This is a genomic window from Tessaracoccus defluvii (genome assembly GCF_014489575.1).
GTDB classification, from domain to species: domain Bacteria; phylum Actinomycetota; class Actinomycetes; order Propionibacteriales; family Propionibacteriaceae; genus Arachnia; species Arachnia defluvii.
In genome coordinates, this window is record NZ_CP060789.1 from 2,358,544 (window position 1) to 2,373,578 (window position 15,035).

Here is a 15,035-nt window from a genome sequence, read left to right on the forward strand (position 1 = left end):
GCGGTTACGCCGGGTCGATCACGACGACGAGGTCGCCGCCCTCGAGCTGCGTGGTGCCCTGCAGCACGACCCGCTTGATGGTGCCGGCGACCGGCGCCGCGATCGCGGCCTCCATCTTCATGGCCTCGATGGTGGCCACCTGGTCGCCGACGGCGACGACGTCACCCTCGGCCACCGTCGGGGTGACCGCTCCGGAGAACGGGACGGCGACGTGGCCGCGGTTGGCCGGGTCGGCCTTCTCCGCCAGCGGCACCTCGGACTTGATCTTCAGGTCGCGGACGCGGACCGGGCGGAGCTGGCCGTTGAGCAGGCACATGACGGTTCGCTTGCCGCGCTTGTCCGGCTCGGAGATCGCCTCGACACCCGCGAGCAGCGTGACGCCCTTGTCGATCGTGATGGCGTACTCCTTGCCCGGCTGCATCCCGTAGAGGTACGGCACGGTGGGCAGCACGGAGATGTCGCTGAAGTTGGCACGGAGCTGTTCGAACTCGCGCGTCGGGCCGGGGAACAGGAGGCGGTTCAGCGTCTCCTGCCGGGGCCTGCCTGCCTCGCGGAGCACCGCGAGATCCTCCTCGGCGACCTCGGTGATCCGCACCGGGGTGCGGCGGCCGTCGGTCGCCTTCGTGTGGAACGGCTCGGGCCAGCCGCCGGCGGGAACGCCGAGCTCGCCGTTGAGGAAGCCGATCACGGAGTCGGGGATGTCGAAACGCTGCGGATCGGCCTCGAACTCGGCCGGGTCGGCGCCGACAGCCACCAGGTGCAGGGCGAGGTCGCCGACCACCTTCGACGACGGCGTCACCTTCGTCGGGCGGCCGAGGATCTTGTCGGCAGCCTCGTACATGTCCTCGATGGCCTCGAACTTCTCGCCCAGGCCCAGCGCGATCGCCTGCTGGCGCAGGTTCGACAACTGACCGCCGGGGATCTCGTGGTCGTAGACGCGGCCCGTCGGCGCGGGCAGGCCCGACTCGAACGGGGCGTACACCTTCCGCACGGCCTCCCAGTACGGCTCCAGCGCGAGGACGGCCTCGGCGTCCACCTCCGGCTGCCGGGGCGTGTGCTCGAGCGCCATCAGCAGCGCGGACATCGGCGGCTGCGAAGTCGTCGAGCTCATGGCCGAGTTGGCCACGTCGACGGCGTCGACGCCTGCCTCGATCGCGGCGAGCAGCGTCGCCACCTGGCCGCCCGTCGTGTCGTGGGTGTGCAGGTGGACGGGCATGTCGAACCGCTCCCGCAGCGCCGTCACGAGGCGGCGGGCCGCCTCCGGCCGCAGCAGGCCGGCCATGTCCTTGATGGCGAGGATGTGGGCCCCGGACTCGGCGATCTGCTCCGCCAACCGCAGGTAGTAGTCGAGTGTGTAGATCTTCTCCGCCGGGTTCAGCAGGTTCGACGTGTAGCAGAGCGCCACCTCCGCGATGGAGGAGGTGCCGCGGACGGCGTCGATGGCGGGACGCATCTGGTCGACGTCGTTGAGGGCGTCGAAGATGCGGAAGATGTCGATGCCGGTCTCGGCGGCCTCGGCGACGAACGCCTCGGTGACCTCGGTCGGATACGGCGTGTAGCCGACGGTGTTGCGACCCCGCAGCAGCATCTGGAGGTTCTGGTTCGGCATCGCGTCGCGCAGCTTGGCGAGCCGCTCCCACGGGTCCTCGCCGAGGAACCGCAGCGCCACGTCGTAGGTGGCGCCGCCCCAGCACTCCACCGACAGCATCTCCGGCAGCAGGCGGGCCTGGACGGGAGCGATGGCGAGCAGGTCCCGGGTGCGGACGCGGGTGGCGAGCAGCGACTGGTGCGCGTCGCGGTAGGTGGTGTCGGTCACGCCGACGGCGGTGGCCTCGCGCAGGCTGCGGGCGAAGCCCTCCGGGCCGAGCGCGAGCAGCTGCTGGCGGGGGCCGTCGGGGACGGGCTGCGTCAGGTCGACGTGCGGCAGCTTGAGCCGCGGGTCGAGCTGCGTCGGCGCGTCGCCGTGCGGCTTGTTGACGGTGACCTCGGCCAGATGGCGAAGCAGCTTGGTGGCGCGGTCGGCCGGGGTGCGGGCGCTCAGCAGGTACGGCCGCTCGTCGATGAAGGAGGTGGTCACTCCCCCGCGCTCGAAGTCGGGGTCGTCGAGGACGGCCCGCAGGAACGGGATGTTGGTGGCCACGCCGCGGACGCGGAACTCGGCCAGGGCGCGGCGGGCGCGGGCCGTGGCCATCGTCAGGTCGTGTCCGCGGGCGGTGAGCTTCACGAGCAGCGAGTCGAAGTGGGGGCTGATCTCCACGCCGGTGCCGGTGGTGCCGCCGTCGAGCCGGATCCCGGCGCCGGAGGCGGAACGGTAGGCCGTGATGACGCCGGTGTCGGGGCGGAACGCGTTGGACGGGTCCTCGGTGGTGATGCGGCACTGGAGGGCGGCGCCGCGGATCTGCAGCTCCTCCTGCCGGATGCCGATCTGCTCGAGGGTCTCGCCCTGCGCGATGCGCATCTGGGCCTGCACCAGGTCGACGTCGGTGATCTCCTCCGTGACGGTGTGCTCCACCTGGATGCGGGGGTTCATCTCGATGAAGACATGCTGCCCGGCCCGGGGGCCCTCGGTCTCCACGAGGAACTCGACGGTGCCGGCGCACGTGTAGTTGATGGCCTTGGCGAACTTGACGGCGTCGCTGGTCAGCTTGTCGCGGAGCTCCTGGCTGATGTGCGGCGCCGGGGCGATCTCGATGACCTTCTGGTGGCGGCGCTGGATCGAGCAGTCGCGCTCGAAGAGGTGGACGGTGTTGCCCTGGCTGTCGGCGAGGATCTGGACCTCGATGTGACGGGGCGCGGCGACGGCCTGCTCAATGAACACCGTCGAGTCGCCGAAGGCGCCCTCGGCCTCACGCATGGCGGCGCCGAGCTCGGACTCGAGCCTGGCAGGGTCGTCGACCCGGCGCATGCCGCGGCCACCGCCGCCGGCGACGGCCTTGATGAAGACGGGGAAGCCGATCTCGTGGGCGCCCGCGATGAGGACCTCCGGATCGGTCGACGGGGGCGTCGACGCCAGCGTCGGCACGCCGGCCTTGCGGGCCTGCGTGATGGCGGCCACCTTGTTGCCGGCCATCTCGAGCACCTCCGGCCCGGGGCCGATGAAGGTGATCCCGTTGGCGGCGCAGGCGGCGGCGAGGTCGGGGTTCTCGGAGAGGAAACCGTAGCCGGGGTAGACGGCGTCTGCGCCGGACTCCTTGGCGGCCCGGATGATCTCGTCGATGTCCAGGTAGGCCCGCACCGGGTGACCCTCGGTGCCGATCAGGTAGGACTCACGCGCCTTCACACGGTGATCGGCCTTGCGGTCCTCCACGGTGAACACTGCGACTGTGCCGAGGCCGAGCTCGTACGCTGCGCGGAAAGCGCGGACGGCGATCTCGCCTCGGTTGGCAACCAATACCTTCTGGAACATGGGCGTCACAATAGCGGCGTCGGCCGCCGCCCCGACGGGACGGTCCGTGCGCGGGCGGGCGTCTTGACTGCCCCGGGCGGCTGCCGTAAAGCGGCTCGGGCCCCGCGTCTCCTCTGCGGAGACACGGGGCCCGATGCGGTCGTGCGGGTGGATCAGCCGTTGATGAGGCCGAGAATGACGCCCTGTGCGAAGTACACGACGAACATGCCGGCCACCACGCACATCAGCGGGTGGATCTTGCGCCACTCGCCCTTGATGAGGCGGATGAACACGTAGGCGAGGAAGCCCGCGCCGATGCCGACGGTGATCGAGTAGGCGAACGGCATCAGGATGATCGTCAGGAACACCGGGATGCCGATCTCCGGCTTGGTCCAGTCGATGTCCGTGACCTGCGAGATCATCAGGAAGCCGACGAACACCAGCACGGGGCTGGCGGCCTCGAACGGCACCAGGTTGACCAGCGGGGCCAGGAAGATCGCCAGCAGGAACGCCGCGCCCGTGACGACGGAGGCGAGGCCCGTGCGGGCACCCTCACCGACGCCGGCCGTCGACTCGACGTAGCTGGTGGTCGACGACACGGACCCGAGGCCGCCGGCGACGGCGCCCAGGGAGTCGACGAGCAGGATCTCGGTGGTGCGCGGCGGCATGCCGTCGCCGTCGAGCAGGTCACCCTCGGAGCCGACGGCGACCATGGTGCCCATGGTGTCGAAGAAGTCGGCCAGCAGCAGCGAGAAGACCAGGACGACGAGCGCGAGGAAGTGGGCGAGCTGGAACTTGCCGTCGACGAAGAAGGCGCCGATCATGTCGACCCGGCCGAGGAGGCCGAGGTCGGGCATCGAGAAGCTCGTGAGGCTCGGAACGTTCAGCGACCAGCCGGTGGGGTTGCTGCCGTCGACGGCCTGGCCGCCGATCGCCAGCGTCGCCTCGAGGATGATCGCGAGCACGGTGGCGGAGATGATCGAGATGAGCATCGCGCCCTTGACCTTCAGCACGTGCAGCGTCACCAGCAGGAAGATGCCGACGAGGAACACGACGATGGGCCAACCCATGAGGTTGCCGTCGACGCCGAGGGTGACGGGGGTACCGGCGCCCTTGCGGATGACGCCCGCGTTGACGAGGCCGATGAAGGCGATGAACAGGCCGATGCCGACCGAGATGGCGGTGCGCAGCGGCGGCGGGACGGCCTTGAAGACAGCGGTGCGGAAGCCCGTCAGCACCAGGATGGTGATGATGATGCCCTCCCACACCACGAGGCCCATGGCCTGCGGCCAGGTCATCTGCGGCGCGAGCGTGTAGGCGACCAGCGCGTTCAGGCCGAGGCCCGACGCAATAGCCATCGGGAAGCGGCCGACGACGCCCATGATCACCGTCATGAGGCCGGCGATCAGCGCGGTCGCGGCGGCGACCATGGCGATCGAGAGGCCGACGGCGGCCCCGTCGACGTTGCCGGCGGCGTCGAGCATCGGCGCGCCCGAGATGAGGTTGCCGTTCATGTCGGGGACGGTGCCGATGATGAGGGGGTTCAGGGCGATGATGTAGGCCATCGCGAAGAACGTGACGAGGCCGCCACGGACTTCACGGCCGACGGTCGAGCGCCGTTTGGTGATGTCGAAGAATCGGTCGAGCCCCGAAAGCGAGGTCTCTGGGGCGGGTGCGGTGGAGGTATCAGTAGCCACGTCACGTCATCGTATAGGTCCGAGGTTGAGAAAGGCATTCTGTCCGCTCCGGAGCCCTTGAACTGGACTCCGGAGCAGGTATGCTCGCGCGCGTCACAGGGCCCGGCGGTACCAGTCGTGCGTCGGGACGACCGGCCGCAGCAGCCCGTCGCCATCGAACTCCAGCGGGGCGAACATCACCTCGCGGCGCCAGCCCGCGCCGCCGTCCATGGCCCACCGGTGGTAGGCCAGGATCCACTCATCGCCGGGGAGACACAGGATGGAGTGGTGCCCGGTGCAGTAGATCCCCTCTTCGGGGCGCTTCTCCACAAGGATCCCGTGGTGGGTCCAGGGCCCCTGCGGCGTCGGCCCGGTCGCGTACTCGAGGTGGTAGTCGTCCTTGCGGGTGTCGCCGACCGACCAGGTGGAGTGCCACAGCCCGGCGCGTTCCTTGAGGTCGATGGCCTCGATGAAGTTGTGGGGTTTCCAGGAGTGCAGGCGGGTGAGGTCGACGGCGGTGCCTGCGTCGTCGAGCGGCGCCATGTGCGCGACACTGTTGCCCCACAGCAGCCAGGGACGGCCCTCGTGGCGCATGATGGCCGCGTCGATCTGGTAGCCGGGGACGGCGTCGGCCCTCACCAGCGGGTGGCCGATGTCGACGAACGGACCGGCGGGGTTGTCCGCGACGGCGGCGGCGATGTTGCCGTCCTCCGCCGTGTACAGGACGTGGCGCCCCGACTGGTGCAGGACGGCGGGCGCCCAGGTGCGGCTGGGGGTCCGGTCCCAGGAGACCGTTGCCAGCGAGTCGTAGGCGACGCCGTGGTCGGTCCACTCGACGAGATCGGTCGACGAGAAGGCGTTGATGGTGGAGTTCACCCAGCCCTCCTGCCCGTCGTTGGTGGCGTAGAGCCAGTACCGGCCTTCCCAGTACGTCAGGTCGGGGTCTCCGAGCAGCGCGGGGATCGGGGACTGCGGCAGCTGCGTCACGTCGCTCATCCCTTCACGCTCCCGGCCGCCAGGCCGGAGACGATCCAGCGCTGGCAGAGGATGAAGAAGATCACCACGGGGATCAGCGCGATCACCGTCAGCGTCATGAACTGCGGCCAGTTGGTGGTGAACTGCCCCACCGCGTTGTAGACCTGCAGCACGATGGTGCGCTTGCTGCTGGAGGAGATGAACACGTTCGGGTAGAGGAAGTCGTTCCACACCCACATCGTCTGGAACACGATGACGGTGACCAGGATGGGCCGGATGAGCGGCAGCACGATGGCCCAGAAGATGCGCAGCGGGCTGGCGCCGTCGAGACGCGCGGCCTCGAAGATCTCGGTCGGCAGCTTGCGCATGTACCCGACGATCAGGAAGTAGCAGAACACCGCGCCGCCGAGGTACATGACGATGAGGCCGAGCAGGCTGTTCACCAGGCCGAGGCTGGCCTCCATCTGGTACAGCGGGATCAGCGTCGCCTGTGACGGGATCACGAAGGCGACCATCAGCAGCATGCCGACCACCGAGGTGAACCGGCTGCGCTTCTGGATCATGCCGTACGCGGCCAGGGCGCCGATCATCACCATGAACCCGACGCCGAAGACGGTGACGATGGCGGTGTTGAGGAAGGACTGGAACACCGGCGTCTTCTCGACGACGGCGACGTAGTTGTCGAAGGACAGCGACGACGGCAGCCCCAGCGGCGACTTCGCCATCTCCGACTGTGTCTTGAAGGTGCTCACCACGATGTAGTAGAGCGGGATCGCGACGGCCACGGCGAGGGAGATGAGGACGACGGACAGCGTCAGCGAGCTGACCCGACGGCGGGTGCGGGGCTTCACGACATGCTCCTTTCGATCCGGTTGGCGACGGCCAGCTGGGCGAGGACGACGGCGGCGACGGCGATGGTGAACAGGACGGCGACCGCCGAGCCGACGTTCGCCCGGCCCTGGGCGATGCCCTGGACGATGATCGACTGGGTCAGCGTGTTGGTGGAGAACCCGGGCCCACCCTTGGTGAGCGTGTAGGGAAGGTCGTAGACCTTGAGCCCGCCGGACATCAGCAGGAAGGTCGACACGACGATGCCGGGCACGAGCTGCGGCAGCGTGATGTTGCCGAACTGCTGCAGCTTGCTGGCGCCGTCGACCTCGGCCTGCTCGTACAGGTCACGCGGGATGGCCTGCAGGTAGGCGAGGTACAAGGTGGCGTGCCAGCCGACGCCGCCCCACACACCCACGAAGATGACGCAGGCGCGGGCGAGCGACGATTCGGCGAGCCACAGCACGGCGTCGGCGCCGAAGACGGTCCGGAGGATGGTGTTGAGCACGCCGCTCTCGAGCGGGGAGAAGATGTACTGCCACACCAGGCCGAGGATGGCCATGGAGGGAACCGAGAGGAAGAAGAAGGTCGAGCGGGCGAAGTCGCGGCCGAAGAACTTCTTGTCGAGCGCGATCGCCAGCGGGATCGCGCAGACCGTGATCAGGATGGTCGTGGAGATCGCGAACAGGAGCGTGAAGGACAGCCCCTGCAGCAGGCCCGGGTCGGAGAACACCTTGCGGTAGTTCTCCAGGCCGACGAAGGAGACGTCGGTCGAGTAGCCGCTGAAGTCGGTGAAGCTGTAGTAGACGGTCTGCGCGAGCGGCACGGCGAACAGGATCGTGAAGACGGCCAGGATCGGCAGCAGGAACCCGGCGCTGGTCAGGTTCTCCATGAACCCGAGGCTTCGTCCCGACGGCGCACGTCGGGGCTCGTTGTGGCTGAAGACATCATTTCCTCCCGGTGGGTGGGGTGCGGGGGGCGGGCCGGCATGGGGGCAGAACGGCCCGCCCTCGCTTCGTCAGCTAGAGATTCCCGAGCTTCACATCAAGCGCCTCGCCGACCTGGCGGGGCGTGATCTGGCCCTGAACCATCTGCTGGAACTGGGCGGTGGCCTCGACCTGAATGGCGTCGGCACCCCGCTTCCAGTGCTCCATGGAGAGGTAGAACTTCGACTCCTTGAGACCCTCGGCGTAGATCGTCTGGTAGACGGGGTTCACCTCGGTGTCGTAGGCGGTCGAGGTGCTCATGGAGCCCCAGTGCTCGGACTGGAGCGCCAGCGCCTCGGGGGTGGCCAGCCACTCGAGCAGCTTGACGGAGGCGTCGCGCTTGGCGCCCTCGGTCTTCGCGGAGATGGCGAAGCCGGGGTCGGACGCGCCGGCGCCGTAGGTGCCGCCGTCGATCCCGGGCTGGAACTGCATGCCGAAGTTGACGCCGCTCTCGTCGAGGGCGGGGAGGTCCCAGGGGCCGGTGATGAACATCGCGACGTTGCCGGCGATGAACTCGTCACGGACCTGCTGGCCGGTGAGGCTCACGGTCTCCATGCCGACGATGCCCTCGTCGTAGATGCGCTTCCACTGCGTCAGCGCCTCGGTCCACTCGTCGGCGAAGGTCGACTCACCGTCGAAGATGACCCCCTCGCTCTCGGGCGCACCCTCGACCGCGTACTGGTCACCGAAGAAGCCCTGCGGGATCCGCGGGATGTCGTCGACGGCCTCGGTGTAGGAGTTGATGCCGGCGGCCTCGAGCTTCTTGCACAGCTCGATGAAGGCGTCCCAGTCCGTCGGGGGCTCGGTGACGCCGACCTCGGCCAGGAGGTCCTTGTTGTAGACGACGCCGGCCTCCCAGGCGCCGAACGAGGCGCCGTAGAGCTTGCCGTCGCTCGTGTAGGCCCGCCTGTTGGCTTCGCCGAGGGTGTCGACGAACGACAGGTCGGACAGGTCGGCCACGTGGCCCTCGCCGATGAGCGCCACCCGGTTCTCGGGGGCGATCCGGAACACGTCGGGGGCCTGGTTGCCCACGATGCGGGTCTGCAGGGTCTGGATGTACTCGGCCACCGGCGGGGCGAAGCTGACCTCGACCTTGACGTCGGGGTTCGCGGCCTCGAACGCCTCGATGACCGGCGTGGCCTGCTCCTCGTTGTTCCAGGAGAGGTAGGTGATGGTGGTGGTTCCGTCGGCGCCCGCGCCACCGCCGTCGCCGCCACAGGCGGTCAGGGTGAGCGAGAGGGCTCCGATGGCGGCGACCGTCGTGATGAGACGGGACACCTTCTTTGGTGCGTCCATGGGTGGGGGCTCCTTTGCTTGGATCGCAGTACGACGCTGTCGAACGGGCTTCGTTCTTAACGTTATATTTTTAACGGTACACGACGATGCTAGAGTCTCGTCAACTGCCCCCTCCCAGTGGGCATCCAGCGAAGGAGAAGACACCGTGGTCACACTCGCCGAGGTCGCCAAAGCCGCCGGCGTCTCGATGATGACGGTGTCCAACGCGCTCAACGGCAAGAGCACCGTCGCCGCCAAGACCCGCGAGCGGGTGCTGCGGATCGCCGACGACCTCGGCTATCGGGCCAACGCCCGCGCCCAGAGCCTCCGCTCCGGCCGGACCTGGGCGATCGGCCTGGCCATCCCCGAGCTGGACATGCCCTTCCCCGCGCACTTCGCGGCAGAGGTCACCAGCGCGGCGGCCCGCCGCGGCCTCGGCGTCATCGTCCAGCAGACCGGCTCCGACCCCGAGAAGGAGCGCGCCATCATCCACGGCGTGCCCACCAGCCTGGTCGACGGCGTCATCGTCAGCGCGCTCGGTGCCGACATCCGGGCCCTCGAGCAGGAGCTGAAGCACCGGCGGGTCGTCCTGTTCGACGAGTCGATCACGGAGACCTACCTGGACCTGGTCTGCTCCCCCAACCGTGAGGGCGCGGCCGCCGCCTGCCGGCACCTCGTCGAGCGCGGCTGCCGCCGGATCGGTGTCGTCGGCACGAACGACGAGCCCATGCCGCCGGGGGCGCTGGCGCCCACGTCGGAGAGCCGATTCCTGGGTGCCGTCGAGGAGTTGCGGGACAACCATCCGCACGTCGAGGTGATCGGGATCAGCGCGACCTGGACGCCGCTCGACGCCCGCCGCGCCGTCGTCGAGGCCATCGACGCCGGTGTCGAGTTCGACGGCCTGTTCTGCCTCACGGATTCGATGGCGCTGGGCGCCCTGCGCGGGCTGGCGGACCGGGGCCTGCGCTGCCCGGAGGATGTGAAGATCGTCGGCTTCGACGGGATCGCCGAGGGCGCCTACTCGGTGCCGACGCTGTCGACGATCGACCTGGGCGTCACGTCGCTGGCGGAGGCCGCCGTCGACATGCTGGTCGACCGCATCGAGCACCAGGACGACGAACGCGAGGGCAGACGGATGGTAGCCAACTTCACGCTGGTCGAGCGCGAGTCGAGCCGCTAGCCCTCCCCCACGGGCGGGTCTACCGTGCGAGTTGTGACGAACGTGCGCCGGGCGGGAATTACAGGGCATGAAAGCACTTGACCCCCCAGAGGCCCAGGACTGGCTGACGGCACTGTTCGACCTCTACGCGACGACGCTGCGCGCCTACGCCACCCGCCGGGTGGGGCCCGACTCTGCCGACGACATCGTCTCGGAGGTGTTCGCCGTCGCCTGGCGACGCCGCGCCAGCGTCCCGGAACCCGCCCTCCCGTGGCTGCTGCGGGTGGCTCACCACACCATCGCGCACGACCGCCGCACCTGGGCCCGGCACCTGAGGATGCTTGACGCCGTCGCCGACACCACCCAGGACACCGCCGCCCCGGGTGCGGACCGCGCCAGCCGTGCGCTCGCCGATAGCATCCTGGCGCAGCTGCCGCCCGTCGACGCCGAGATCCTCCGCCTCACGGCCTGGGAGGGCCTGACCCCGGCAGAGATCGCCATCGTCCTCGACCTCAGCGACTCCGCCGCCCGCACCCGACTCATGCGCGCGAGGAAGCGCGCCCAGCGGCTCCTCGAGCCGACCGTGGCGCCGCGCCTGGCCGCCGTCACCACCACCTAGGAGAAACACCATGAAAGACATCGACACCCTGCTCCGCGAAGCCGACCCCGCCGCCCACACGCCCGACTACACCGAGGCGGAACGCCGCGACCTGCTCGCCGCGGCCCTCACGTCCCCTCCCCGGCGCCGCAGCCGCCTGCTGCCTCGCCTCGCCGCGGTCGCCGCCGCGACGGCGCTGGTGGCCTGGGTCGGGGTGAGCCAGCTCGCCGGCAGCGGCGCCACCGCCCGCGCCGAGGAGGTGCTCACCGAAGCTGCCATCAACGCCGTGGACGAGCCCGCCCGGCCCGACCAGTACTGGGAGATCACCCAGGAGGGTTCGGCAGGGGATCCCGCCTGCCCCGAGTCGAGCATCGAGCGGCGCTACATCGCCGTCGACGGCAACCGGCCGAGCTGGTATTACCTCAAGGACACCTCGCCCGACTGTCACCCCGACACCCCCAACCCCGACGAGTCCGGCTGGCAGTGGGCCAAGAGCCCCAACGAGATGGTCGACAGCTGGACCTACCCGAGCCCCAAGTTCCTCGCCTCGCTGCCCCGCGACCCGATCGCGCTGCGCGACAAGATGGCGGCCGACAGCAGGAAGATGAACTTCATGGAGGAGGCGCTCGATGCGGGCCACGGCCCCTATATGATCATCTCCCGGCTGCTCTCCTCCGATGCGGTTCCGGCCGACCTGCGGGTCGCGTTCTTCGAGGTGCTGAAGATGACCCCCGGGCTCGACATCACCCAGGAGCTGGAGCGCGACGGCCGGGCGGTCGTGATCCTCGAGGTGCCGGATGGCGAGGGGACCGGGCAGCTGATGCTCGACCCGGAGACCGGACAGAGCGTGGGCTACTACTACCAGTGGGGCGAGGACAACGTGCGCGAGGGCACCTTCTCAAGGAAGCTCGTCGATGAGATCCCGCCCGAGGTGGTCGCAGTCTCGGAGGCGTCCGGCTGCATCGTCGTGGACGACTACTCGATGGGGGACCCGATCCGGTGCGGGCTCGAGGGCGAACCCTCGGAACCTCAGTCCCCCTCGCCCTCCCCCCTCGTGTCCCCGTCTCCGTCGCCGTCCCGGTAGCCGACCACCGAAACGGAAATGAGGCGGCCCCCGCGATGCGCGGGGGCCGCCTCATTCTTTGATACAGAGACTCAGTCGAAGAGGGCCTCGTCCACGCCGATCGTGTCGAACACCGGCGCCGGGAGCTCCCTGGCGCGCTGCTCGGCGACGACATCGGAGTGTCCCCCGCAGCCGTGGTCGAGGGAGACGACGGTGCCGTCCGAGGCCGAGTACTGGTTGGTGCAGGCGCCGAACAGGGTGCCGAGCGAGCCGCGCAGCGCCACGAAGTAACCGCAGGTTCCACAGTTGCCCGGGGCCTCGATCGACCCCTCGTCCTTCGGGCCCGGCGTGCCGGCGAGCCAGCGCTCCGCCGCCTCGTCACGGCCGAACCGGCTGAGCACCCGCGCCCGGCCGAGGCCGAGCTCGGCGACGGTGGAGCGCAGCTGCACCCAGTCGGCGTTGTCCGCGTCGACAGGGAGGTCGGTGGCGGCGAAGCCGGGCTCGAGGCGCGGATCGTTGTCCGGGGTCGCCATGAGCGTGCCGGGCGTGATGTCGCCGGGGCCGATGCGGTCGGCCCACGGCACCCAGCTCGGGGCGAGCAGCGCCTCGGCGGTCGGCAGCAGGACGACCTCGTTGACCGTCGGTTCCTTGGCCCTGGACGCGCGAACGAGCGTGACCGCCCAGTGCCAGTCGGCGTACCCGGGCAGCAGGCATTCGAAGCTGTGGGTGACGATGCGGTCGCCGTCCTCAGCGAGTACGGCGAGGTGTTCGCCCACCGCGTCGTCGCCGCCTGCGTCCTCGGCCGCCAGGCGGGCGATATCGACGGCGGCGGCCGTCACAGCATCCAGCTTCGGCTTTGCCATGGGCGTCACAACTCCAGTTCGTCGGCGACGCGGCGCAGCAGCTGCGCCACCTTGCCTGCATGTCGACCGTCGGGGTGGCGGCGGTGTCGGTAGTCGTTGCCGATCCCGTCGAGCATCTTGATCAGATCCTCGATGATGACCGCCATCTGCTCAGGATTCTTCCGCTGAGCCTTCGACAGCGAGACGGGGGCCTCGACGACGCGCAGGCTCAACGCCTGCTCGCCCCTCCGGCCCTCGACGACGCCGAACTCCACGCGCTGGCCGGCCTTGAGGGCGGTGACACCCTCGGGCAGCGCATTGGAGCGCACGTACACATCGCCACCGTCGTCCTTGGTGATGAACCCAAAGCCCTTGTCGGCGTCGAAGAATCGCACTTTCCCGGTCGGCACGTCGTCCTCGCTGAAGCTAGTAGTGAGTAGAACGGCCAGTCTAACGGGTCCGCGCGCGCCGCCCCAATGGCGTCAGTCGACCGCGACGCCCGTGCGGTCGATGTCGCTGGCCTGGATCTGCCGGAAGTACTCGGCGTTCTTCAGCTTCGAGGCGGCGGCCTCGTCGATGATGATGACAGCACGCGGGTGGAACTGCAGGATCGACGCCGGCCACTGGGCGCTGACGCAGCCCTCGACCATCGCGGCGACGGCGTCGGCCTTGCCCTCACCGGACGCGACCAGCAGTGCGACATGCGAGTCCATGATCGTGCCGAGCCCCTGCGTCACGCAGTGCTGCGGAACCTCGTCGACGGAGTCGAAGAAGCGGGCGTTGTCCTCGCGGGTCTGCTGCATGAGGGTCTTGACGCGGGTGCGCGACGAGAACGAGGAGAAGGGCTCGTTGAAGCCGATGTGGCCGTTGCTGCCCACGCCGAGCACCTGCACGTCGACGCCGCCGAGGGCCTCGATCGCGGCGTCGTACTCGTCAGCGGCCGCGGCCAGGTCGTCGGCGAGGCCGTCGGGCACGCGGACGCGGGCGGGATCCATCTTCAGCGGCTCGACGACCGTGCGGCGGATGACGGAGGCGTAGCTCTCGGGGTGCTCGAGCGGCACGCCGACGTACTCGTCGAGGGCGAAGGCCAGCGCGTGGGAGAGGTCGATAACCCCCGCCTCGACGCGCGCGGCAAGCTCGCGGTACAGCGCCAGCGGGGAGCTGCCGGTCGCCAGACCGAGGACCGGCGTGTCCAGCCCCTCGAGGTAGGAGACCATGCGATCGGCAGCGACGCGGCCAACCTCGTCGGCGTCTCGACAGATGACAACTTCCATTGCGCTCAGACCTCGCAGTCCTTCGGGGCCGCCCCGATGGCGGCGGTGGTCCTCCCACACTAGGGAGCCGCGGCCGGAGCGGCCAACAATCGGCAGTCGGCGTGATCATTTCCCCGGGCCGAAACGTCCGACCGGGGCGGGCTGCGGCCCGACTACGATGGGCCGCATGGCCAGTTGGAAGGACGGCGCCGCGTACGCGCCCGTGGAGCGACCGGACGGGTTCGCGACGCCCAGCGCCGAGCCGCTGCCCATCGCGGACCCGTACCGCGCCGAGACACCCGGCGCCGTGGCGGCCCCCGCCCAGCTCACCTCACCCCCCGCGCGACCGCTCGAACAGCTGGGCACCGCCCCCGTGTCGCAGCGGAACCCGAGGGACAGCTTCGCCGTGAGTTCGATGGCGCTGACCACGGTCGGCGGCGGCGGGCAGCGACGCGATCCGCGCACACCCTTCGCCGTCACCACGTCGACGGTGACCACCCCCGGCCCGCCTCCCCCCACCGGGCAGCCGCTGGCCGGACCCGACGCTCCCCCGCCACCGCCGTCCGCCAGGGTCGCGGGAGGGGTGCAGTCTCCTCCGCCGACCGGCCGACCGGCACCAGGCCCCGGGCGGGTCCCGACCCAGGGCGCCTGGGCCCCGCCGTCGCCTCTCCCGCAACAGCAGAATCAGACCCGGCCCGATCCGCAGGCCGTGCGCAGTCAGCGCACGCTGGCCCGGCTGGCGGCCGGCCTGGGAATCGCGGGCTTCATCCTGTCCGCGTCCGCCCCGATCCTCCTGCTGATCGCCGGCGCGCTGGGGCTCCGCACCCGGCTGTTGACGGGCGTGACCGGCCCGATCGTGCTCGGCGGCGCGGCGGCGATGCTGGTGGTCGCCCTTTTCACGGGCACGCTGGGCGAGTCGTCCTGGCTGAACGCGACGGCGGCGCTGGCGGCCGGGTTCGCGTTCGCGATCGGGTCGATGCGTTACAGCTGAGCCC

The 15,035-nt window shown here is 69.8% G+C and carries 13 protein-coding genes; 4 read left to right on the forward strand and 9 right to left on the reverse strand.

Annotation, left to right across the window (positions count from 1 at the left end):
* Positions 1-4 precede the first annotated feature (4 nt).
* From H9L22_RS11330 to H9L22_RS11355, 6 genes are all read right to left on the reverse strand, one after another.
* On the reverse strand, positions 5-3,406 hold the full coding sequence (locus tag H9L22_RS11330; protein ID WP_187720019.1) for a pyruvate carboxylase: 3,402 nt from the start codon (positions 3,404-3,406) through the stop codon (positions 5-7).
* Between the two features lie 152 nt (positions 3,407-3,558).
* Entirely contained in the window at positions 3,559-5,082 is a 1,524-nt protein-coding gene (locus tag H9L22_RS11335; protein WP_226965811.1) for an NCS2 family permease, read from the reverse strand.
* A 93-nt stretch (positions 5,083-5,175) separates the two neighbouring features.
* Entirely contained in the window at positions 5,176-6,057 is an 882-nt protein-coding gene (locus tag H9L22_RS11340) for a family 43 glycosylhydrolase (RefSeq protein ID WP_187720020.1), read from the reverse strand.
* Positions 6,054-6,887, reverse strand: coding sequence for a carbohydrate ABC transporter permease (locus H9L22_RS11345; RefSeq protein ID WP_226965812.1), 834 nt, complete (start codon positions 6,885-6,887; stop codon positions 6,054-6,056). The genes H9L22_RS11340 and H9L22_RS11345 overlap by 4 nt, the downstream gene beginning before the upstream one ends.
* Positions 6,884-7,756, reverse strand: a complete 873-nt coding sequence (locus H9L22_RS11350; protein ID WP_187720021.1) for a carbohydrate ABC transporter permease — start codon at positions 7,754-7,756, stop codon at positions 6,884-6,886. The genes H9L22_RS11345 and H9L22_RS11350 overlap by 4 nt, the downstream gene beginning before the upstream one ends.
* 130 nt (positions 7,757-7,886) lie before the next feature.
* Positions 7,887-9,146: an ABC transporter substrate-binding protein gene (locus tag H9L22_RS11355; RefSeq protein WP_187720022.1), complete on the reverse strand. Its 1,260-nt coding sequence runs from the start codon at positions 9,144-9,146 to the stop codon at positions 7,887-7,889.
* 145 nt (positions 9,147-9,291) lie between these two features.
* Between H9L22_RS11355 and H9L22_RS11360 the strand changes: the two genes are divergently transcribed.
* The 3 genes from H9L22_RS11360 (at position 9,292) to H9L22_RS11370 (ending at position 11,966) form a co-directional block, all read left to right on the forward strand.
* Complete coding sequence (locus H9L22_RS11360) at positions 9,292-10,305, forward strand: LacI family DNA-binding transcriptional regulator (RefSeq protein ID WP_187720023.1); 1,014 nt, start codon at positions 9,292-9,294, stop codon at positions 10,303-10,305.
* 67 nt (positions 10,306-10,372) lie between these two features.
* Entirely contained in the window at positions 10,373-10,903 is a 531-nt protein-coding gene (locus H9L22_RS11365; protein ID WP_187720024.1) for an RNA polymerase sigma factor, read from the forward strand.
* Positions 10,904-10,913: 10 nt separating this feature from the next.
* On the forward strand, positions 10,914-11,966 hold the full coding sequence (locus H9L22_RS11370) for a hypothetical protein (protein WP_187720025.1): 1,053 nt from the start codon (positions 10,914-10,916) through the stop codon (positions 11,964-11,966).
* Positions 11,967-12,037: 71 nt separating this feature from the next.
* Here H9L22_RS11370 and H9L22_RS11375 read toward each other — a convergent pair whose 3' ends face one another.
* From H9L22_RS11375 to nagB, 3 genes are all read right to left on the reverse strand, one after another.
* Positions 12,038-12,808 carry a DUF3027 domain-containing protein gene (locus tag H9L22_RS11375; protein WP_187720026.1) on the reverse strand — a complete coding sequence of 257 codons (771 nt, stop codon included), beginning with the start codon at positions 12,806-12,808 and terminating at the stop codon, positions 12,038-12,040.
* A 5-nt stretch (positions 12,809-12,813) separates the two neighbouring features.
* Positions 12,814-13,197: a cold-shock protein gene (locus H9L22_RS11380; protein WP_187720027.1), complete on the reverse strand. Its 384-nt coding sequence runs from the start codon at positions 13,195-13,197 to the stop codon at positions 12,814-12,816.
* A 72-nt stretch (positions 13,198-13,269) separates the two neighbouring features.
* Complete coding sequence (gene nagB / locus H9L22_RS11385) at positions 13,270-14,061, reverse strand: glucosamine-6-phosphate deaminase (RefSeq protein WP_187720028.1); 792 nt, start codon at positions 14,059-14,061, stop codon at positions 13,270-13,272.
* Positions 14,062-14,227: 166 nt separating this feature from the next.
* On the opposite strand from nagB, the gene H9L22_RS11390 reads away from it, so the two are divergent.
* Entirely contained in the window at positions 14,228-15,031 is an 804-nt protein-coding gene (locus H9L22_RS11390) for a hypothetical protein (protein ID WP_187720029.1), read from the forward strand.
* The last annotated feature ends 4 nt before the right edge of the window (positions 15,032-15,035 follow it).